This window comes from Streptomyces sp. NPDC059355 (genome assembly GCF_042752335.1).
GTDB lineage: Bacteria > Actinomycetota > Actinomycetes > Streptomycetales > Streptomycetaceae > Streptomyces.
In genome coordinates this window covers 116049-134824 of the sequence record NZ_JBHYXN010000009.1, presented here as the reverse complement: position 1 = coordinate 134824, position 18776 = coordinate 116049, and the positions used below count along the sequence as shown (strand labels likewise).

The following is an 18776-nucleotide window of genomic DNA, read 5'->3' as shown; positions in this document are numbered from 1 at the left end:
GGCCTGCGCGGCAAGCTCGTCGGACGCGCGCCGACCAGGGGTTCCGCCCTCCCGGAGGCGGATCGGGCCGCTGCGCGGTCACCCCCGCGCGGGGGACGCCTCGTACAGGCGACCCCATGGCCGGGGGTGGCTCACTGGGCCACGAAGATCCGTACCGAGCCGGCCTCCGCGCGGTGGGGATCGACCGCCCCGGCCTTGCCCTGCGGGCCGGCGGGGCCCAGCTGCTGCCACTCGCCCCTCGCCTGGCCGGCCACCCAGCTCGCCGGGCCGTACGAGACCCGGACGACTCCCATCCCGCGCGAGTTGGCCACCGCCCAGCCCGCCATCACCTTGCTGCCGCGCGCCGCGGAGGCCCCGCCGTCCTTCTTCTCCACGAAGGTCACCTCGGCCTCCTTGACCTTCCCGGCCGCGTCCTGCGTACGGCGCGTCTCCGCCGGAGCGGTGTGCATCTTGGTCTTGGCGAAGATCCGGGTGAGCTCGGTACGCACCTTCTCCGGGTCGCCCGGCGCGGTCGGCGCGGGTCCGCCACAGGTCAGCTCGCCGTCCCCGGCGAACGCCGCCGCGATCACGACCGCTTCCGACTCGTGCTTCGCGTACGCCTCGGGGTAGCCGCTGCGCTGCACCTCCTGCGCGGCCTCCGTCAGCGGGAGATCGGCGTACCCCTTGACCTGGACGAGGTGGTCGTAGAACTTCCCGGCCGAGTACACGGGGTCCATGATCTGCTCCTCGGTGCCCCAGCCCATCGAGGTCCGCTGCTGGAACAGGCCCAGCGAATCCCGGTCGCCGTGCGGGAGATTGCGCAGCCCCGACTCCTGCATCGAGGTCGCCAGCGCGATGGTCAGGGCCCGGTCCGGCAGGCCCTTGGCCACGCCGACCGCGGCTATCGTCGCGGCGTTGCCCGCCTGTTCCGGGGTCATGTCGAAGCCGGTCGAAACCGTCGGCACGCTGGCCGTGCAGTGCGGCGCGCCGCCACCGCCGTTCGTCGTGTTGTACTGCACGGCGAAATAGCCGATCAGCGCGAGCAGCACCAACACACCGGCGGACGTGAGCAGCGGCCGGCGTCGGCGACGAGGACGGGGGGGATCGTTCCGGGTCACGGCGCCCACCGTACTTGAGCCACGCGACGCGTCCACCGGCCGGACGTGAGAGCTTCGCCGCAGTCCTGGGCGTTAGGGTCAGAGCCATGTCCGAATCCGAGCTGGACCTCACCCTGGACGCCGCCGAGCTGACCGCCCGGCTCGTCGACATCCCGTCCGTGAGCGGCGACGAAAAGGTCCTCGCCGACCTGGTGGAGCACGCGCTGCGCGCCCTGCCGCACCTCACGGTCGACCGGTACGGCAACAACGTCGTGGCCCGTACGAACCTCGGCAGGGCCGAGCGCGTCGTCCTCGCCGGCCACCTCGACACCGTGCCGATCGCCGACAACGTCCCGTCCCGCCTGGACGAGAACGACGTCCTGTGGGGTTGCGGAACGACCGACATGAAATCCGGCGTCGCCGTGCAGCTGCGCATCGCCGCGACCGTGCCCGAGCCCAACCGCGACCTCACCTTCGTCTTCTACGACCAGGAGGAGGTCGCCGCGGACCTCAACGGCCTGGGCAAGGTCGCCGAGGCCCACCCCGACTGGCTGACCGGCGACTTCGCGGTCCTGCTGGAGCCGTCGAACGCCGAGGTCGAGGGCGGCTGCCAGGGCACCCTGCGCGTCCTGCTCCGCACGACCGGCGAGCGCGCCCACTCCGCGCGCAGCTGGATGGGCTCCAACGCCATCCACGCGGCGGCCCCGATTCTCGCCAAACTCGCGGCGTACGAGCCCCGCAAGCCGGTGATCGACGGCCTGGAGTACCACGAGGGCCTGAACGCGGTCCGCATCGAGGGCGGCGTCGCCAACAACGTCATCCCCGACGCGTGCACGGTGACGGTCAACTTCCGCTTCGCCCCGGACCGCAGCATGGACGAGGCGATCGCGCACGTCCGGGAGGTCTTCGCGGACTGCGGCGTCGACGAGTTCGTCATCGACGACTTCTCGGGCGGCGCCCTCCCGGGCCTCTCCCACCCCGCCGCGGCGGCGTTCATGGAGGCGGTCGGCGGCCGCGCCATGCCGAAGTTCGGCTGGACGGACGTCTCCCGCTTCAGCGCCCTCGGCGTCCCGGCGGTCAACTACGGCCCGGGCGACGCCCTGCTGGCCCACAAGGTCGACGAGCGCGTCGAAACGAAGGCCATCCTCCACTGCGAAGAACGACTCCGCGCCTGGCTGACCTCCTGAATTCCGCTTCTCGTCACCTTTGTGCGCCTAGTCTGATCCAACGATCAGCAGGAGGGAGCACATCATGGGCAACTCCGAAGGGTCCGCTCGTCGTCGGCCCGAAGAGCAGCAGCTCGGGCCGGTGCTGCGCAGGCGGAGCCAGGTGCAGGCCGGCAGTACGACGGACCAGCGGCTGCTGGATTCCGCCGGGCCTTCCGAGTGGGTGCACACCGATCCCTGGCGGGTCCTGCGCATCCAGTCGGAGTTCATCGAGGGCTTCGGCACGCTGGCGGAGCTGCCGCCGGCGATCAGCGTGTTCGGCTCGGCCCGTACGCCCGCCGGCTCGCCCGAGTACGAGGCCGGCGTGCAGATCGGCAGCGCGCTCGTCGAGGCGGGCTTCGCGGTGATCACGGGCGGCGGCCCGGGCGCGATGGAGGCGGCCAACAAGGGCGCCCGGGAGGCCAACGGGATCTCCGTGGGCCTGGGCATCGAGCTGCCCTTCGAGCAGGGGCTCAACCAGCACGTGGACCTCGGGCTGAACTTCCGGTACTTCTTCGTCCGCAAGACGATGTTCGTGAAGTACAGCCAGGGCTTCGTGGTCCTGCCGGGCGGACTCGGCACGCTGGACGAGCTGTTCGAGGCCCTGACCCTGGTCCAGACCCAGAAGATCACCCGGTTCCCGATCGTGCTGTTCGGGTCGGAGTACTGGTCGGGCCTGGTCGACTGGCTGAAGAACACGGTGATCGCGCAGGGCAAGGCCTCGGAACGCGACCTCCACCTCTTCCACGTCACGGACGACGTGGACGAGGCGATCGCGCTGGTGACCAAGGAAGTCGGCAAGTAGCCGCAGCCGCCGCCGTCACGCGAGCCCCCGGCGGGCCACCGCCGGTGGCCGGTGGCCGTCGGGCCGTTCGGCTCAGGCCAGTCCGCGGCGGGCCACCGCGGGCGGCCGGTGGCCCTGGATCGTGCGGACCATGTCCAGGAGTACCTTCTCCACGCCGCTCTCGCGCGGTTCGGCGCCAGGGCGCCTTGCCGGCTTCGAGCTGCTGCGCCGGCCTCCGGCCGTCGGGCCGTTCGGCTCAGGCCAGTCCGCGGCGGGCCACCGCGGGCGGCCGGTGGCCCTGGATCGTGCGGACCATGTCCAGGATCTGCTTCGTCTCCGCGACCTCGTGGACCCGGTAGACCTGGGCGCCGAGCCAGGCCGAGACGGCCGTCGTGGCCAGGGTGCCCAGCAGGCGCTCCTTGACGGGCTTGTCCAGGGTCTCGCCGACGAAGTCCTTGTTGGACAGGGAGACCAGCACCGGCCAGCCGGTGTCCGTCATCTCGCCCAGCCGGCGCGTGGCCTCCAGCGAGTGGCGGGTGTTCTTCCCGAAGTCGTGGCCCGGGTCGATCATGATCGCGTCCCGGCGGACGCCGAGTGCGGCGGCGCGTTCGGCCAGCCCCACCGTGACCCGCAGGATGTCCTCCATCACGTCCTCGTACGTGATCCGGTGCGGCCGCGTACGCGGCTCGACCCCGCCCGCGTGGGTGCAGACCAGGCCGACGCCGTGCCGGGCCGCAACCTCGGCCAGCTTCGGGTCCACCCCGCCCCAGGCGTCGTTCAGGACGTCGGCCCCGGCTTCGCAGACGGCTTCGCCGACCTCGTGCCGCCAGGTGTCGACGCTGATCACCACGTCCGGGTGGCGGCGCCGTACCTCGGCCACGAAGCCGACCGTGCGGCGGGCCTCCTCGGCCGCGTCCACGTGCTCGCCCGGGCCCGCCTTGACTCCGCCGATGTCGATGATCGCGGCGCCCTCGGCCACCGCCTGCTCGACCCGGTCCAGCGCGGGCTCGTCGCGGAACGTCGCGCCCTGGTCGTAGAAGGAGTCCGGAGTCCGGTTCACGATGGCCATGATCACCGGCTCGTGGGTGTCGAACTCGCGCCTGCCCAGTCGCAGCATCCCGTTCTTTCCTCCTCCGGCGGCCCTCGCGCCTCGCTGCGACCTTAACCTGGTGCCCGGTGGCCCGATGTCTCTCAGGGAGTTGCTCGTGTTCTGGTTCTTGCTGATCGCGCTGGTCGTGGTCGTCGCGGCGGTCACCCTGGCCGTGGTGGGCGGTGGTTCCGAGGCCGTACTGCCGGAGGCGGAGCCGGACCGGGTGGCCGACGCGCTGCCGGAGAGCCGCCCAGTCGTACGGGCCGACGTCGACGCCCTGCGCCTGCCCGTCGCGCCGCGCGGGTACCGGATGGCCGAGGTGGACGACGTACTGGAGCGGCTCGCGGCGGAGCTCGCCGAGCGGGACGCGCGGATCGCGGAGCTGACGGCCGCTGCCGCACAGGGCCGCGCGCAGGCGCCGGCCGCCGTCGACCTGCACAAGGACGCCCCGGAGGAGGGCCGGTGACGGCGGTCGCGGGTCCGGACGGCGGGCTGCGCTGCCCCTGGGCGCTGGCCACCGAGGACTACATCGCGTACCACGACACGGAGTGGGGCCGCGCGGTGCACGGGGACGACGCCCTGTACGAGCGGCTGTGCCTGGAGGCCTTCCAGTCGGGGCTGTCCTGGCTGACGATCCTGCGCCGGCGGGAGGGTTTCCGTACGGCCTTCTCGGGGTTCGTGATCGCCGAGGTCGCGGAATTCGGGCCGGCCGACGCGGAGCGGCTGCTCTCCGACGAGGGGATCATCCGCAACCGGGCCAAGATCGAGGCCACGCTCGCCAACGCGAAGGTCCTGGCGCAGTGGGAGCCGGGCGAACTGGACGCGCTGATCTGGTCGCACGCGCCCGAGCCGGGCCGCCCGGCACCGGCGACGATCTCCGAGGTGCCGGCGGTGACGCCCGAGTCCACGGCCCTGTCCAAGGCGTTGAAGAAGGCCGGGATCCGGTTCGTCGGGCCCACCACCGCCTATGCGCTGATGCAGGCCTGCGGGCTGGTCAACGACCACCTGGCCGCCTGCGCCGCCCGCGACCCCGCCTGAGGCGGGGGAGGGCGGGGGCAGGCGGCTGCGGAGGTGGCTGCGGAGGTGGCGGACTCAGCGGCCCAGGTACTTCGGCGGCTGCTTCGCGAGGAAGGCCTGGACGGCGATCGAGTGGTCCTCGGAGGCACCCGCGCGGGCCTGCAGGGTGTCCTCGTGGTCCAGCGCCTCGGACAGCGAGCGCGAGGCCCCGTAGGCCAGGGACTCCTTCAGGGCCGCGTAGGCCACCGTCGGGCCGGCCGCCAGGGTGCGGGCCACCGCCTCGGCCTCCGCGTGCAGGGAGTCCGAGGGGACCAGGCGGTTCACGATGCCGAGCTCGTACGCCTCCTGCGCCTTCACCGAGCGGGGGAAGAGCAGCAGATCGGAGGCGCGGGAGGCGCCGATCAGGCGGGGGAGGGTCCAGGAGACGCCCGAGTCGGCGGTCAGCGCCACCCCCGCGAAGGAGGTGTTGAAGGAGGCCGTGTCGGCGACGACCCGGAAATCCGCCGCCAGCGCGAAGCCGAAGCCCGCCCCGGCCGCCACGCCGTTGACGCCCGCCACCACCGGCTTGGGCATCTCGGTCAGGGCGCGCACGATCGGGTTGTAGTGCTCCGCGACCGTGTTCATCGTCAGGGAGGAGCCGGTCTCGCGGTCCGCCGCCAGGTTCCCGATGTGCTCCTTGAGGTCCTGTCCGACGCAGAACGCCCGGTCGCCGGCCGCCGTCAGCAGCACCGCGCGGACGGCCGGATCGGCGGCCGCCGCCTGGACCGCGTCGCGCAGCGCGACCTTGGCCTCGGTGTTCATCGCGTTCATGGCGTCGGGACGGTTGATCGTGATCTTCGCGAGTCCGTCGGTCACTTCGTAGAGCACGCTGTCGGCCATGGCAGGGGGTCCCCCTTCGTCGCGGGTTTGGCTACCGGCCGGTACCGGCCGGTGCAAGGGCCAGCATGGCGGACCGGACCGCTGCGGGGCATGTGATGTGCGTCAAAGAAAGCCGAGGGCGGACCCCGGGTGCGACGGCGAAGTATCGCAGGCACGTCCCCGAAATGAGTGGTTTTGGTCGAGCGCGTTGCGCAAGCGTTCCCTGCCGATGTTGGTCATCGGGTCCTGACATGCGGGATAATGGCCAGGAAGCAATGTGTTCGATGCCGGGTTCCAGGCGCCTGAATGGGGCCGTCGGCTGACGATGAGCTGGTTTCAGGAAGGGGAACGAGCATGGCGGCCATGAAGCCGCGGACGGGCGACGGCCCGCTCGAGGTCACCAAGGAGGGGCGGGGCATCGTCATGCGCGTACCGCTCGAGGGCGGCGGTCGGCTTGTCGTCGAGCTGACCCCGGACGAGGCGGACGCCCTGGGTGACGCCCTGAAGAAGGTCGTCGGCTAACCCGTCGGCAGCACCGCAGTACCCGTATTCTCTGCGCCGCCCCGGCCGCTTCCCGCGGTCGGGGCGGCGTTGTGTCATGTCCGGGGAGCTCGTCCCGGACCGATCCCCTGCGCCTCGCGGAGCCAGCCGTGACCTTCTCCCCGCCCGCGCCGCCGGCCTTCGCCGACTGCACTCCCCGCCAGAGGGCCGCCCGCGTCGTCTCCGACGGGCTGGCGCCGGCGAACATGGTCGTCGCCCTGCTGCTGCTCGTCGGATGGCACGCCGGTGCGTCGTGGACCGGCCTGGGCTGGGGCCTGTTCGCCGCCCTCTTCTGCGGTGCGGGCCCGATCGGGATCATCGCCTTCGGCGTCCGGCGGGGGGCGCTGACCGACCAGCACATCCGCGCAGGCAGCGGATCGTCCCGATGGCCCTGGGCCTGGTCTGCGTGGTCACCGGGGTCACCCTGCTGCGCGTCCTCGGAGCCCCCGGCGAGGTGTTCGCGCTCGTCGTCGCGATGCTCGTGGGCCTGGTGTCGGCCCTGCTGGTGACGGTCGGCTGGCAGATATCGATCCACATGTCGGTGGCCGGCGGCACCGTGACGATCCTGCTGCTCGTCTTCGGACCGCGGGCCCTCCCGGCGGCCCTGATCGCCGCCGCCGTCGCCTGGTCCCGGCTGGTCCTTCGGGCGCACACCCCGGCACAACTCCTCGCCGGCACAACTCCTCGCCGGCACGGCGCTGGGCGGTACGTCCGCCCTCACCTTCCTGCTGCTGGGCTGAGCCCGGGCCCCCGAGCCGGGTCCCGCCGAGACGTACGGGCGATCAGCGCCGGACCGCGCACAGCAGGCCGTCGCCCACCGGGAGCAGGGCGGCCTCCAGCGCCGGGCTCTCGCGGACGCTGCGCAGCAGCTCCCGTACGCGCAGCACCTCGGTCTGCTGGGCCGCCCCGTCGACGGTGCGGCCGTCCGAGAAGACCCCCTCGAAGCAGACCAGCCCGCCGGGGCGCAGCAGGCGCAACGATTCGGCGAGGTAGTCGAGGGACTCGGAGGGGTCGCCGTCGCAGAAGACGAGGTCGTACCCGCCGTCGGCGAGGCGGGGGAGTACGTCGAGTGCGCGGCCGGGGATGAACCGGGCGCGGTTGCCCGCGAAGCCGGCGGCGCGGAAGGCCTGGCGGGCGAAGGCCTGCCGGTCGGCCTCGGGGTCGACGGTGGTCAGCACCCCGTCGGGGCGCATGCCGTGGAGGAGGTGGATGCCGGAGACGCCGGTGCCGGTGCCGATCTCGGCCACCGCCTTGGCGTCCGCGGTGGCGGCGAGCAGGCGCAGCGCGGCCCCGGTGCCCGGGGAGACGGAGCGAAGGCCCGCTTCCCTGGCCCGGTCGCGGGCCCACCGCAGAGCGTCGTCCTCGGCGACAAACGCGTCGGCGAACGCCCAGCTCGTCTGCCGGTTGCCGGTAATGACCCTCTCCTGTCCCCATAGTTGGCGCAACGGTGACTGTATCCGTTGACGTCGGGAACCCGCAGATGGGACCGGGCGTTGGAGAAAACAGCGGCGGACTGAACCAGCGAGGCGAAAAGGGGCGTATGGGCGGGCTGCGGCCGGGATAGATGGGGCGGCAGCGGGCAGATCGACGGCCCCGCCGGCCTGAGGCACGTGCAAAGTTACTGCAAAAACACTTATCCGGAGCTGACGGGAGGGGTGGCTATGGTAGGGACTCCAGTGGACACCACCAGAGCCGATAGGGGAGGTGCGGCTGCGCCTGTGGATCGTGGAGGCGTATTCAGACGCCTCTTCTGGTCGGCGGGTGAGCCGAAATCCGTGACCGACATTGCTGACCGCTTCCACACCGCTGCCACCGCAACCACCGCGACCTTTGCCGCCGATGCGGGCACCCAGGCGTGGACCCCTCCTTCATGGGAGGAGATCGTCAGCACGCACAGTGCGCGCGTCTACCGCCTCGCCTACCGTCTGACGGGCAACCAGCACGACGCCGAGGACCTGACGCAGGAGGTCTTCGTCCGCGTCTTCCGCTCGCTGTCCACGTACACGCCGGGCACGTTCGAGGGCTGGCTGCACCGGATCACCACCAATCTGTTCCTCGACATGGTCCGCCGCAAGCAGCGGATCCGCTTCGACGCGCTCGCCGACGACGCCGCCGAGCGGCTGCCGAGCCGCGAGCCGTCCCCGCAGCAGGTCCTGCACGACACCCACTTCGACGCGGACGTGCAGCAGGCGCTGGACACCCTCGCGCCCGAGTTCCGCGCCGCCGTGGTGCTGTGCGACATCGAGGGCCTGTCGTACGAGGAGATCGCCGCGACGCTGGGCGTGAAGCTCGGCACCGTGCGCAGCCGTATCCACCGCGGCCGCTCGCACCTGCGCAAGGCGCTCAAGCACCGGTCCCCCGAGGCCCGGGCCGAGCAGCGGGCGCTGGCGGGAGTGGCGGTGGGCGCGCCGGGCGCCGGGGGAGAGGGCGGAACCGAGTGAGCGGAGTCAGTCCCTCTCCTGCCGAACAGCACCTGGGTGACCGGCTGGCCGCCCTGGTCGACGGGGAACTGAGCCATGACGCGCGCGAGCGGGTCCTGGCGCATCTGGCCACGTGTACCAGGTGCAAGGCCGAGGCCGATGCGCAGCGCCGCCTGAAGAGCATGTTCGTCGAGAGCGCGCCGCCGCCGCTGTCGGCCGGGCTGCTGGCCCGGTTGCAGGGGCTGCCGGGCGGCGGTCCCGACGGTCCGTCCGGTCCGTCCTCCGGTCCGCTGGGTCCGCCCGGCGCGGATCTCTTCGGGTACGTGGCTCCGGCCGCGCCGCAGCAGGGCTTCCGCATCCACGAGGTGGGGCGGCCGCGCCGCCGCTTCGCGTTCGTGGCGGCCGGGGCGGTCTCGCTGGCCGCGATCGCGCTGGGCGGTTCGCTCCCGATCGACTCTCTGGACCCGGCCGTACGGGGCGAGCCCCCGGCATCCCGTCCGGGCCCGGCCGTATCGGTGGCGGACGCGGTGGTCCGCGACCGCTCTCCCGGCCCCGGCTTCGTGGCGGGCCCCAGACCCACGGCTCCCCTCCCCCCGGTGCATCCGTCGCTCTCTCCCCGCCCGGTCTCGCTGACCCGCTGAGGTCTTGGGGGACCGGGGGCGGAGCCCCCGGTCCCCGGAGGACCTGGTTGAATCGGCGGCAGATGCGCCGCCCGGCGGTGCCACAGGTACCCTCCCCCTGGCTCCGCCGCGGGGACCCCCAGGGGAGCGCGCATGGCCGACCAGCAGCAGTCCGACACGGCCCCGAAGTGGTGGAGCCGCCCTGCGGCCACGCAAGCGGCACCCGAGGCGGCTCCGGAGACGGATTCCGGCCCGGCGGCCGAGTCCGTACCCGGGCCGGATGCCGATCCTGCGGCCGAGCATGCGCCGCTGACCCCCGAAGCCGCGCCGGCGCCGCGGTACGACCCCTGGGGCGAACAGCCGCTGCAGGTGGCCGACCAGGGCAAGGCGACCGGCGGCGGCCCCGTGGTACGGATGCGGCACGCCCTCGCGCTGGGCCTCGGCATCGCCCTCCTCGCCGGCGGCATCGGCGGGTGGCTCGGCGTGCTCGCCGAGCGGCAGAGCAGCACGCGCCTCGAACTGCCCCAGGCCGCCGTCGAGAACAAGGGCCGCGCTCCCGAGAGCGTGGCCGGGATCGCCGCCACCGCGCTGCCCGGAGTCGTCACCCTCCATGTACGCGGCAGCACCGGCAGCGGCACCGGAACGGGGTTCGTCCTCGACGGTCAGGGCCACATCCTCACCAACAACCACGTCGTCTCCGACGCAAAGGACATAACGGTCACCTTCAGCACCGGCGAGAGCGTCACCGCCGCGCTGGTCGGCCGCGACAGCGGCTACGACCTGGCCGTGGTCAAGGTCGACGGCGTACGGGGCCTGCACCCGCTCTCCCTCGGGAACTCCGAGAACGTGAAGGTCGGCGACCCCGTCGTGGCCATCGGCGCGCCCTTCGACCTCTCCAACACCGTCACCGCCGGCATCATCAGCGCCACCGGCCGCCCCATCACCGCCGGCGGGGACAAGGGCGACGGCAGTGACATCAGCTACGTCGACGCCCTCCAGACCGACGCCCCCATCAACCCCGGCAACTCCGGCGGCCCGCTCCTCGACGCCAAGGCCCGCGTGATCGGCATCAACAGCGCCATCAGGGGAGCCGACGCCGGCGGTGACGGCGACGAGCGCGCCAAGCAGAGCGGCAGCATCGGGCTCGGCTTCGCCATCCCGGTCAACCAGGGCAAGCGCGTCGCCGAGGAGCTGATCCGCACCGGCCACGCCACCCACCCCGTCATCGGGGTCACCCTCGACATGGAGTACACCGGCGACGGGGCCCGCGTGGGAACCAAGGGCGAGGGCGGCAAGCCCGCCGTCACCCCCGACGGCCCCGGGGCCCGAGCCGGCATCAAGGGCGGCGACGTGATCACCAAGGTGGACGGCGTACGCGTGCACGGCGGCGACGAGCTCGTCATCAAGATCCGCGCCCACCGCCCCGGCGACCCGCTCACCCTGACCGTGCTGCGCGACGGCCGGGAGCGCACCCTGGAGCTGGTACTGGGTTCGGCGAACGGATCATGACCAGATGGAGAATCCCGGGCTGATGCGGCACCGATGTATGGGCCCGCGGACAACGCCGGGTACCGTGTGTCGTGGCCCGAAGTGAAAAGAGCCGAGGAGCGGCAAGGTGTTCAACGACATAGGCGCACTCGAGCTGGTCACGATCGTGGTGCTCGCCATCCTCATCTTCGGCCCGGACAAGCTGCCCAAGGTGATCCAGGACGTCACCGGGGTCATCCGGAAGATCCGCGCGTTCTCCGACAGTGCGAAGCAGGACATCCGGTCCGAACTCGGCCCCGAGTTCAAGGACTTCGAGTTCGAGGACCTGAACCCGAAGACGTTCCTGCGCAAGCAGCTGGGCGAGAACGAGGACCTGAAGGAGATCCGGAGCACCTTCGATCTCCGCAAGGAGCTGAACGACGTCACCGACGCCGTGAACGGCCGCGAGGCGGACGCCGCCCCGGCCGCCTCCGGCAGCTCCGCCGCGCCCGCCGCCACCGGCCCGGACCTGCTGAAGAAGTCCGCCGCCCCGGCCGCCGAGCAGCGCACACCGTACGACGCCGACGCCACCTGAGACACCCCCTCGTTCGAGCCTTCCCGGGCGATTCGGGGTCCTGTGGCTATCCTCCATGAGTCCGGACCCAGGACGCCCCAGGGTGGGGGTCCCCCCCCGACGACACGTGGGGGAGGGCGCGTTCCGGACCCCACGGAACGAGAGGCCGCATCGATGGAGACGACGAGTAGTAGCCGGGTAGGGGTGCAGCCCGCCGAGGCGCCCGCTCCCGCTGCCGCACCAGGTGCGGCGGCCGCGCAGCCGCAGCCCGCGCCGGCCGAGACCGCCGCCGCACCCCCGCAGCCGGCCCCCGCGCAGCCCGAGGAGGCCGCCGCGCCCGTCCCGGCGGCCCGCCGGACGGCGCAGGGGTACCTGCGGGCCGATTTCCCCTGGTACGGGCTGGACGGGGCCTTCACCGGCCCGCGCTGGCTCATGCAGGTGGGCACCGGGGCCGACGGCACCGTCGAGCACGGTTCCACCGGCCACGGCGACGAGCCGTCCGCGCGCGGGGAGCTCGCCACCGGCGAGAAGGAGCGCTTCGCGGTGGTCGTCACCGTCGCGAGCAACCCGCTGCGCCGCAGCAGCGACGGCACCGGCGTCCTGGAGGCCACCTCGGTCTCCACCGCGGCCTGGCTGGCCGGCTCGGGGCTGCTGGCGTACAGCTGGCCGGGGCAGATGGACCACACCCTGCGCGACGACTGGCTCGACCAGCAGACCGAGGCGGCGTGGGAGCTCGCCGACGACCTCGCGGGGCCGGACTGGTCGACGCTGTCGCTCCCGGTCGACGGGGAGCCGACGACGTTCCACTACCGCGAGTCGGAGTTCGGCTGGGTCCTGGCCGGTTCGACGCCCGGCGGCGTCCACGTGGGCGCGTACGGCCGGGGGATGAGCGCGTACGGGCTCGGCTTCTCGGTGATCGCGGATCTGGCCGCGTACGAGTAACCCGGGCACGGGAAAGGGCACCGCCGGCCGGCTGTGCCCTCCTCGTTCAGGACGCTCAGAACTTGTTGCGCGGGGTGATGCCCAGCGACATGCCGGCCAGGCCGCGGGCGCGGCCGCCGAGCTTGCCCGCGATGGAGCGCAGCGCCGCGCCGGCCGGGGAGTCCGGGTCCGACAGGACGACCGGCCTGCCCTCGTCGCCGCCCTCGCGCAGACGTACGTCGATCGGGATCGAGCCGAGCACCGGCACCGACGCGCCGACCGTCTTCGTGAGGCCGTCGGCGACCTTCTGGCCACCGCCCGAGCCGAACACGTCGACCATCTCGTCGCAGTGCGGGCACGGCAGCCCGGACATGTTCTCGACGACGCCGACGATCTTCTGGTGCGTCTGCACCGCGATCGAGCCGGCCCGCTCCGCGACCTCGGCCGCGGCCTGCTGGGGCGTGGTCACGACCAGGATCTCCGCGTTCGGCACCAGCTGGGCCACCGAGATCGCGATGTCGCCCGTACCCGGCGGCAGGTCCAGCAGGAGCACGTCCAGGTCGCCCCAGAACACGTCCGCCAGGAACTGCTGCAGCGCGCGGTGAAGCATCGGACCGCGCCACACCACCGGCGCGTTGCCGGGGGTGAACATGCCGATGGAGATGACCTTCACGCCGTGGGCCGACGGAGGCATGATCATGTTCTCGACCTGGGTCGGGCGGCCCTCCACGCCCAGCATGCGCGGCACGCTGTGGCCGTAGATGTCCGCGTCGACGACGCCGACCTTCAGGCCGTCCGCGGCCATCGCCGCGGCCAGGTTCACCGTCACCGAGGACTTGCCGACGCCGCCCTTGCCGGACGCCACCGCGTAGACGCGCGTCAGCGAGCCCGGCTTGGCGAACGGGACCTCGCGCTCGGCGGTGCCGCCGCGCAGCGTGGCCGCCAGGTCCTTGCGCTGCTCGTCGCTCATCACGTCCAGCGTGACCGCGACCGAGGTGACGCCCGCGACCCGCTCGACGGCCTCGGTGACGTTCTTGGTGATCGTCTCGCGCATGGGGCAGCCCGACACCGTCAGGTAGACCGTGACCGCGACCTCGCCGCCGTCGCCGATCTCCACCGATTTGACCATGCCGAGCTCGGTGATCGGCCGGTGGATCTCGGGGTCGTTCACCGTCGCCAGCGCGTCGAGGATCGCATCCTGCTCAGGCACGGCGGCGGAGCTTGTGTCGGTAGCCATGTCCCCGATGGTACGGCTCGGTAGCCTGCCGCAGGAAAGGCCGCTAGCGGTCGCCTTCGTCACTCTCCAGCGGGAATAGCCGCCGCTCGTCCATCTCCTTGATCAAGTCCTGGAACTCCGACCGGATCCAGTCGCGCGTCGCGACCTCGCCCAGGCCCATCCGCAGCGCCGCGATCTCCCGGGTCAGGTACTCGGTGTCGGCGATGGAGCGCTCGTTCTGCTTGCGGTCCTGCTCCAGGTTGACCCGGTCGCGGTCGTCCTGCCGGTTCTGCGCGAGCAGGATCAGCGGGGCCGCGTACGAGGCCTGCAGCGACAGCATCAGCGTCAGGAAGATGAACGGGTACTCGTCGAACCGCAGGTGCGTGGGCGCGAAGATGTTCCACAGCACCCAGACGATGATGACCAGCGTCATGTAGACGATGAACCGGCCCGTGCCGAGGAAGCGCGCCACCCGCTCCGACAGCCGCCCGAAGGCCTCCGGGTCGTAGACCGGAAGCACCCGCCGCCGGTCCGGCCGGGGCTGGTCCAGGCGCACCCGCGGCGAGCGGCTCAGCGCGGTCGACCCGGTCGAGGAAGCGGCCGCCTTGGACCGCAGCCGCTCGGCGGACTCTTCCTCCCGGCCCGTGAGCCCCTGCTCGCGCGCGTACTCCCGGGCGTGCTCGCGCGCCAGCTCGCGCCGTACGCGGATCTGCTCACGGCGCCGTTCGCGCGACGGCTCGCCCTTTCGCTCACTGCCCACCGGAGACCTCCTCGGAGTGGAAGTCCGTCTCCCGCCAGTCGTCCGGCAGCAGGTGGTCCAGTACGTCGTCCACGGTCACCGCGCCCAGCAGCGAGCCGCTCTCGTCCACCACCGGCACCGCCACCATGTTGTACGCGGCGAGATGGGTCGTCACCTGGGGCAGCGAGGCGTCCGGACGCAGCGGCGGCAGGTCCGTGTCCACGATCGAGCTCACCAGGGTGAACGGGGGGTCCCGCAGCAGCCGCTGGAAGTGCACCGTGCCCAGGTACTTGCCCGTGGGCGTCTCGTCCGGCGGCCGGCACACGTACACCTGCGCGGCCAGCGCCGGCGACAGGTCCGCCTGCCGTACGCGGGCCAGCGCGTCGGCGACCGTCGCGTCGGGCCTCAGCACGATCGGCTCCGTCGTCATCAGACCGCCCGCGGTGTTCTCCTCGTACGACAGCAGGCGGCGCACATCGGCCGCGTCGTCCGGCCGCATCAGCGTCAGCAGCCGCTCCTTGTCGTCCTCCGGGAGCTCCGAGAGCAGGTCGGCCGCGTCGTCCGGGTCCATCGCCTCCAGGACGTCGGCGGCGCGCTCCTCCTTCAGCTTGCCGAGGATCTCCACCTGCTCGTCCTCGGGCAGCTCCTCCATGACGTCCGCGAGCCGGTCGTCGTCGAGGGCGCTGGCCACCTCGGCGCGCCGCTTCGGGGTCAGGTGGTGCAGGACGTTCGCCACGTCGGCCGGGCGCATCTGCTCGAAGGTGGCCACCAGGTTCTCGGCGCCCTGGCCCTCCTCCTCCAGCGAGAAGCCGGTCACCGCCGACCACTCCACGGTCAGGGTCTCGCCGCGCCGGCGCAGCGCGCCGCTCTTGCCCTTGCGCACGAAGATCCGGTCGATCTCCCAGTCGCGGCGGGCCGGCAGCTGCTGGATGGCCACGTCGAGGACGGTGACCTCCTCGCCGGTGGCACCCAGCGTCACCCGGCGGTCCAGCAGTTCGCCGAGGACCAGGCGCTCGGTGGGCCGCTGCTCGAAGCGCCGCATGTTGACGACCCCGGTGGTGATGACCTGTCCGGACTCCACGCCCGTCACCCGGGTCATCGGGAGGAAGATCCGGCGCCGGCTGACCACCTCGACCACCAGGCCCAGCAGTCGCGGCGGACGTCCGCCGACGCGCAGCATCGCGACGAGGTCGCGGACGCGGCCGACCTGGTCGCCGTTGGGGTCGAAGACGGGCACACCCGACAGATGCGAGACGAAGATCCGCGGGGCGCCACCAGCCATGCGAGCGCCTCCTAGAGCGTCGGTCCTCAGTCCTGCCGCCCCTCAGGCTAGCCCGTGCCCCGAGAGACCGTCCTGGTGGGGCGGCCGCCCGTGGGTACGGGCGGACCACCCTCCCGGAGCGGAGGCTACGGGCGGGTACGCTGCCTGCTGCTCCACGACGCACGACGACACGCACGACGACACGCACGACGAGAGGTACCTGCCCGTGACCGCCCACCTCCCCGCCGTTCGCCTGCGCCGGGCGGCCATCGCCGGTGTCCTGTTCGCGGGCCTGGCCATCGCCGCCACGGGCTGCGGCGCGGACCCGGACGAGGGCACCAACGGGGTCGGCAAGCTCTCCGCCGACCAGATCGAGGACAAGGCGAGGGCAGCGGCCGGCGCCGCCGACTCGGTGCACCTGTCCGGCACGCTCGTCAGCGGCGGCAAGTCCTTCTCGCTCGACATGCGGCTCAAGAAGGACGGCGGCTCCGGCGAGGTGAAGTCGCAGGAGGACACCTTCCAGGTGCTGCGGGTGGGGGAGCAGCTCTACCTCAAGGCGAGCGCGGCCTTCTGGGGGAAGTCCGACTCGGCCGGCAAGCTCGGCGACAAGTACGTGAAGGTGCCCGAGGGCGACCCCACGTACAAGCAGTTCCGCGGGTTCACCGACATGCACGTGCTGCTCGACGGGCTGCTGGGACTCGACGGCAAGCTCGCCAAGGACGCCGACTACACCAAGGTCGGGCAGACCCGCGCGGTCCAGGTCACGGCCGGCAAGGGCAAGGGCGGCAAGCTGTCGGTCTCCCTGGAGGGCACCCCGTACCCGCTGCGCCTGGAGCGGGCCGGCGGCGCCGGGCACGTCGACCTCGCGGAGTGGGGCAAGGCCTTCCCGCTGGAGGCGCCCGCGCAGGACCAGACCGTCGACTACGGCACCCAGATGCCGACGACGAAGGATGCGGGCGGGGGCTCCGGCCCGTCACCGAGCCCGAGCAAGGGCACCGGGCAGGGCTCGGACCCGACGAAGTAGCGGTACGGGCAGACCCGCGGGCGCGGCGACCCCCGGGGAGTGTCCGCCTAGCGGGCCGCCTTCTTCCGCTTGAGCAGCAGCTTCGGCAGCCCGGCCGGGACGGGCCCGCGGGTGACCGCCGGCGAGCCCAGCGGGGTCGCGGCCAGCGATCCGCCGGGCAGCTCCGTGCTTGCCGCCACCGGCTCCAGCCGCAGCAGCCGGCACTCGCGCGCCCACCGCTCGGTCATCTGCTCCGAGTCGGGCGCGTTCAGCCGCTTCCCCTTCAGCTCGGCCACCGCCGCCTGCCACTGCTCGCTGCCGGGCGCCAGCTCCCGTACGGCCGCCGTCCAGGCGACCAGCCGGCCGCCCTTGTCCTTGCTGCGCACGGTCACCTCGGCGGCCCCGCCGTCCGCGAGCCCCGGGAACGGCTGCTCCCCGGGCCCGTCGCCCAGCACGTGGGCGGCGCCGTCGACCCAGGCGTGCCACAGGGCCCGGTCGGCCCCGGAGCCGCGGACCCAGATCAGGCCGGACTTCTTGGTGGCCTCCTCGACGAGGGCCAGGTCGAGTGCGCTGAGAGTCATGCGCAACAGAGTAGGGGGTACCCCCCGGGCGGCTAGGTCGTGTCGTCAAAGTCCCGTCTGGCCGGCGGGGCCTGGCACGCACGCTCGCCGCGTTGTCGTCGGTCACCGACACTCCGCGTCGATTCCCTCCTCCGCCTTGCGATCGCACGCACCAGGCCCCGCCGGCCCCGCCCTCTCGGGCGGCCGACGCCACTTTGACGACACTCCCTAGAGCCAGCCGTGGCGGCGCAGCGCGCGGTGGATGGTGAAGCAGGATCCGGCGATCGCGGCCATCACCATCGGGTAGCCGTAGCGCCAGTGGAGCTCGGGCATGTGCTCGAAGTTCATCCCGTAGACCCCGCAGATCATCGTCGGGACGGCGATGATCGCCGCCCACGAGGTGATCTTGCGCATGTCCTCGTTCTGGGCGACCGTCGCCTGCGCGAGGTTGGCCTGGAGGATCGAGTTCAGCAGCTCGTCGAAGCCGATGACCTGCTCGTGCACGCGTGCCAGGTGGTCGGCGACGTCGCGGAAGTACTTCTGGATGTCCGGGTCCACCAGCCGCATCGGACGCTCGCTCAGCAGTTCCATCGGCCGCAGCAGCGGGGAGACCGCCCGCTTGAACTCCAGCACCTCGCGCTTGAGCTGGTAGATGCGGCCCGCGTCGCCGCCGCGCGCACTGCCCTTGGCGGGCGCGGCGAACACCGCGTTCTCCACCTCGTCGATGTCGTCCTGGACGGCCGCCGCGACCGCGATGTACCCGTCGACGACGTGGTCGGCGATGGAGTGCAGCACGGCCGAGGGACCCTTGGCGAGCAGTTCGGGGTCGTCCTGGAGGCGGTGGCGCAGGGACCGCAGGGATCCCTGGCCGCCGTGCCGGACCGTGATGACGAAGTCGGGGCCGGTGAAGCACATCACCTCGCCGGTCTCCACCACCTCGCTGGTGGCGGTCAGTTCGGCGTGCTCCACGTAGTGGATCGTCTTGAAGACGGTGAAGAGGGTGTCGTCGTAGCGCTCCAGCTTCGGCCGCTGGTGCGCGTGCACCGCGTCCTCCACGGCGAGCGGGTGCAGACCGAACGTGGCGGCGATGCCCGCGAACTCGGCCTCGGTCGGCTCGTGCAGGCCGATCCAGGCGAACCCGCCGCTCTCCCGGACCCGGGCCATCGCCTCACGGGGGGTCAGACAGGCCGATCCCAGAGCGCGTCGGCCGTCGCGGTACACGGCGCAGTCGACGACCGCGCTGCTCGCGGACGGGTCGCGGGTGGTGTCGTAGCCGGGCTGGGACGGGGTGGACCTGCGCAGGGCCGGCCGTACGGCGGCACGCAGGTAGGGCAGCATCGACATGGCAGGCTCCTTCGCACGCACGGCTGCGGACCGTACGGGTGGGAGGTTCCTTCCGGAGGGCAAGGCCGCGGCAGGCGGGCA

The 18776-nt window shown here is 72.4% G+C and carries 21 protein-coding genes; 12 read left to right on the top strand and 9 right to left on the bottom strand.

Annotated elements, in window-relative coordinates; translation table 11 throughout:
- Positions 1-131: 131 nt before the first annotated feature.
- The gene (locus ACFXGI_RS11660) at positions 132-1034 is read right to left on the bottom strand and encodes a hypothetical protein (RefSeq protein ID WP_384705225.1); all 903 of its coding nucleotides are present in this window, start codon (positions 1032-1034) and stop codon (positions 132-134) included.
- Between the two features lie 149 nt (positions 1035-1183).
- On the opposite strand from ACFXGI_RS11660, the gene dapE reads away from it, so the two are divergent.
- Positions 1184-2263 carry a succinyl-diaminopimelate desuccinylase gene (dapE, locus tag ACFXGI_RS11655; protein ID WP_030868350.1) on the top strand — a complete coding sequence of 360 codons (1080 nt, stop codon included), beginning with the start codon at positions 1184-1186 and terminating at the stop codon, positions 2261-2263.
- 64 nt (positions 2264-2327) lie between these two features.
- Positions 2328-3086 (top strand): TIGR00730 family Rossman fold protein, encoded by a 759-nt coding sequence (locus ACFXGI_RS11650; protein WP_384705224.1) that lies wholly within the window; start codon positions 2328-2330, stop codon positions 3084-3086.
- A 235-nt stretch (positions 3087-3321) separates the two neighbouring features.
- On the opposite strand, the gene folP is transcribed toward ACFXGI_RS11650, so the two are convergent.
- Positions 3322-4182: a dihydropteroate synthase gene (folP, locus tag ACFXGI_RS11645; protein ID WP_384705223.1), complete on the bottom strand. Its 861-nt coding sequence runs from the start codon at positions 4180-4182 to the stop codon at positions 3322-3324.
- An 88-nt stretch (positions 4183-4270) separates the two neighbouring features.
- On the opposite strand from folP, the gene ACFXGI_RS11640 reads away from it, so the two are divergent.
- Positions 4271-4621 carry a DivIVA domain-containing protein gene (locus ACFXGI_RS11640; RefSeq protein ID WP_384705222.1) on the top strand — a complete coding sequence of 117 codons (351 nt, stop codon included), beginning with the start codon at positions 4271-4273 and terminating at the stop codon, positions 4619-4621.
- Positions 4618-5193: a DNA-3-methyladenine glycosylase I gene (locus tag ACFXGI_RS11635; protein ID WP_384705221.1), complete on the top strand. Its 576-nt coding sequence runs from the start codon at positions 4618-4620 to the stop codon at positions 5191-5193. Before ACFXGI_RS11640 ends, ACFXGI_RS11635 begins: the two co-directional genes overlap by 4 nt.
- A 54-nt stretch (positions 5194-5247) precedes the next feature.
- On the opposite strand, the gene ACFXGI_RS11630 is transcribed toward ACFXGI_RS11635, so the two are convergent.
- Positions 5248-6051, bottom strand: coding sequence for an enoyl-CoA hydratase/isomerase family protein (locus tag ACFXGI_RS11630; RefSeq protein ID WP_384705220.1), 804 nt, complete (start codon positions 6049-6051; stop codon positions 5248-5250).
- A gap of 333 nt (positions 6052-6384) precedes the next feature.
- On the opposite strand from ACFXGI_RS11630, the gene ACFXGI_RS11625 reads away from it, so the two are divergent.
- Positions 6385-6552: a DUF3117 domain-containing protein gene (locus ACFXGI_RS11625; RefSeq protein WP_003966491.1), complete on the top strand. Its 168-nt coding sequence runs from the start codon at positions 6385-6387 to the stop codon at positions 6550-6552.
- A gap of 128 nt (positions 6553-6680) precedes the next feature.
- On the top strand, positions 6681-7079 hold the full coding sequence (locus tag ACFXGI_RS11620) for a hypothetical protein (RefSeq protein ID WP_384705219.1): 399 nt from the start codon (positions 6681-6683) through the stop codon (positions 7077-7079).
- Positions 7080-7352: 273 nt separating this feature from the next.
- Here ACFXGI_RS11620 and ACFXGI_RS11615 read toward each other — a convergent pair whose 3' ends face one another.
- On the bottom strand, positions 7353-8015 hold the full coding sequence (locus ACFXGI_RS11615) for an O-methyltransferase (RefSeq protein ID WP_030153432.1): 663 nt from the start codon (positions 8013-8015) through the stop codon (positions 7353-7355).
- 216 nt (positions 8016-8231) lie between these two features.
- On the opposite strand from ACFXGI_RS11615, the gene sigE reads away from it, so the two are divergent.
- From sigE to ACFXGI_RS11590, 5 genes are all read left to right on the top strand, one after another.
- Positions 8232-9011, top strand: a complete 780-nt coding sequence (gene sigE, locus ACFXGI_RS11610) for an RNA polymerase sigma factor SigE (protein WP_384705218.1) — start codon at positions 8232-8234, stop codon at positions 9009-9011.
- Positions 9008-9631: an anti-sigma factor family protein gene (locus ACFXGI_RS11605; RefSeq protein ID WP_384705217.1), complete on the top strand. Its 624-nt coding sequence runs from the start codon at positions 9008-9010 to the stop codon at positions 9629-9631. Before sigE ends, ACFXGI_RS11605 begins: the two co-directional genes overlap by 4 nt.
- A gap of 132 nt (positions 9632-9763) precedes the next feature.
- Positions 9764-11119: a S1C family serine protease gene (locus tag ACFXGI_RS11600; RefSeq protein ID WP_384705216.1), complete on the top strand. Its 1356-nt coding sequence runs from the start codon at positions 9764-9766 to the stop codon at positions 11117-11119.
- 106 nt (positions 11120-11225) lie between these two features.
- On the top strand, positions 11226-11672 hold the full coding sequence (locus tag ACFXGI_RS11595; RefSeq protein WP_384705215.1) for a sec-independent translocase: 447 nt from the start codon (positions 11226-11228) through the stop codon (positions 11670-11672).
- 153 nt (positions 11673-11825) lie between these two features.
- Positions 11826-12593 (top strand): hypothetical protein, encoded by a 768-nt coding sequence (locus tag ACFXGI_RS11590; protein WP_384705214.1) that lies wholly within the window; start codon positions 11826-11828, stop codon positions 12591-12593.
- Positions 12594-12648: 55 nt separating this feature from the next.
- On the opposite strand, the gene ACFXGI_RS11585 is transcribed toward ACFXGI_RS11590, so the two are convergent.
- The 3 genes from ACFXGI_RS11585 to ACFXGI_RS11575 form a co-directional block, all read right to left on the bottom strand.
- Positions 12649-13764: an Mrp/NBP35 family ATP-binding protein gene (locus tag ACFXGI_RS11585; protein WP_384705303.1), complete on the bottom strand. Its 1116-nt coding sequence runs from the start codon at positions 13762-13764 to the stop codon at positions 12649-12651.
- Between the two features lie 88 nt (positions 13765-13852).
- Positions 13853-14404 (bottom strand): DUF1003 domain-containing protein, encoded by a 552-nt coding sequence (locus tag ACFXGI_RS11580; RefSeq protein WP_384705302.1) that lies wholly within the window; start codon positions 14402-14404, stop codon positions 13853-13855.
- 133 nt (positions 14405-14537) lie between these two features.
- Positions 14538-15809, bottom strand: coding sequence for a magnesium transporter MgtE N-terminal domain-containing protein (locus ACFXGI_RS11575; protein ID WP_384705213.1), 1272 nt, complete (start codon positions 15807-15809; stop codon positions 14538-14540).
- A 205-nt stretch (positions 15810-16014) separates the two neighbouring features.
- Here ACFXGI_RS11575 and ACFXGI_RS11570 point away from each other — a divergent pair, with 205 nt between their 5' ends.
- A complete protein-coding gene (locus tag ACFXGI_RS11570; protein ID WP_384705212.1) occupies positions 16015-16812 on the top strand; it encodes a hypothetical protein in 798 nt (265 codons plus the stop codon).
- 47 nt (positions 16813-16859) lie between these two features.
- On the opposite strand, the gene ACFXGI_RS11565 is transcribed toward ACFXGI_RS11570, so the two are convergent.
- The gene (locus ACFXGI_RS11565) at positions 16860-17372 is read right to left on the bottom strand and encodes a hypothetical protein (protein WP_384705211.1); all 513 of its coding nucleotides are present in this window, start codon (positions 17370-17372) and stop codon (positions 16860-16862) included.
- Positions 17373-17579: 207 nt separating this feature from the next.
- Positions 17580-18695, bottom strand: a complete 1116-nt coding sequence (locus ACFXGI_RS11560; protein ID WP_384705210.1) for a magnesium and cobalt transport protein CorA — start codon at positions 18693-18695, stop codon at positions 17580-17582.
- Positions 18696-18776: the final 81 nt, after the last annotated feature.

Excerpts from the sequence above, each read along its gene's own strand:
- folP (WP_384705223.1), bottom strand. The coding sequence starts at position 4,182 with ATGCTGCGACTGGGCAGGCGCGAGTTCGACACCCACGAGCCGGTGATC.
- ACFXGI_RS11590 (WP_384705214.1), top strand. The coding sequence starts at position 11,826 with ATGGAGACGACGAGTAGTAGCCGGGTAGGGGTGCAGCCCGCCGAGGCG.
- ACFXGI_RS11630 (WP_384705220.1), bottom strand. The coding sequence starts at position 6,051 with ATGGCCGACAGCGTGCTCTACGAAGTGACCGACGGACTCGCGAAGATC.
- ACFXGI_RS11565 (WP_384705211.1), bottom strand. The coding sequence starts at position 17,372 with ATGACTCTCAGCGCACTCGACCTGGCCCTCGTCGAGGAGGCCACCAAG.
- sigE (WP_384705218.1), top strand. The coding sequence starts at position 8,232 with ATGGTAGGGACTCCAGTGGACACCACCAGAGCCGATAGGGGAGGTGCG.
- ACFXGI_RS11560 (WP_384705210.1), bottom strand. The coding sequence starts at position 18,695 with ATGTCGATGCTGCCCTACCTGCGTGCCGCCGTACGGCCGGCCCTGCGC.
- dapE (WP_030868350.1), top strand. The coding sequence starts at position 1,184 with ATGTCCGAATCCGAGCTGGACCTCACCCTGGACGCCGCCGAGCTGACC.
- ACFXGI_RS11625 (WP_003966491.1), top strand. The coding sequence starts at position 6,385 with ATGGCGGCCATGAAGCCGCGGACGGGCGACGGCCCGCTCGAGGTCACC.
- ACFXGI_RS11575 (WP_384705213.1), bottom strand. The coding sequence starts at position 15,809 with ATGGCTGGTGGCGCCCCGCGGATCTTCGTCTCGCATCTGTCGGGTGTG.
- ACFXGI_RS11650 (WP_384705224.1), top strand. The coding sequence starts at position 2,328 with ATGGGCAACTCCGAAGGGTCCGCTCGTCGTCGGCCCGAAGAGCAGCAG.
- ACFXGI_RS11600 (WP_384705216.1), top strand. The coding sequence starts at position 9,764 with ATGGCCGACCAGCAGCAGTCCGACACGGCCCCGAAGTGGTGGAGCCGC.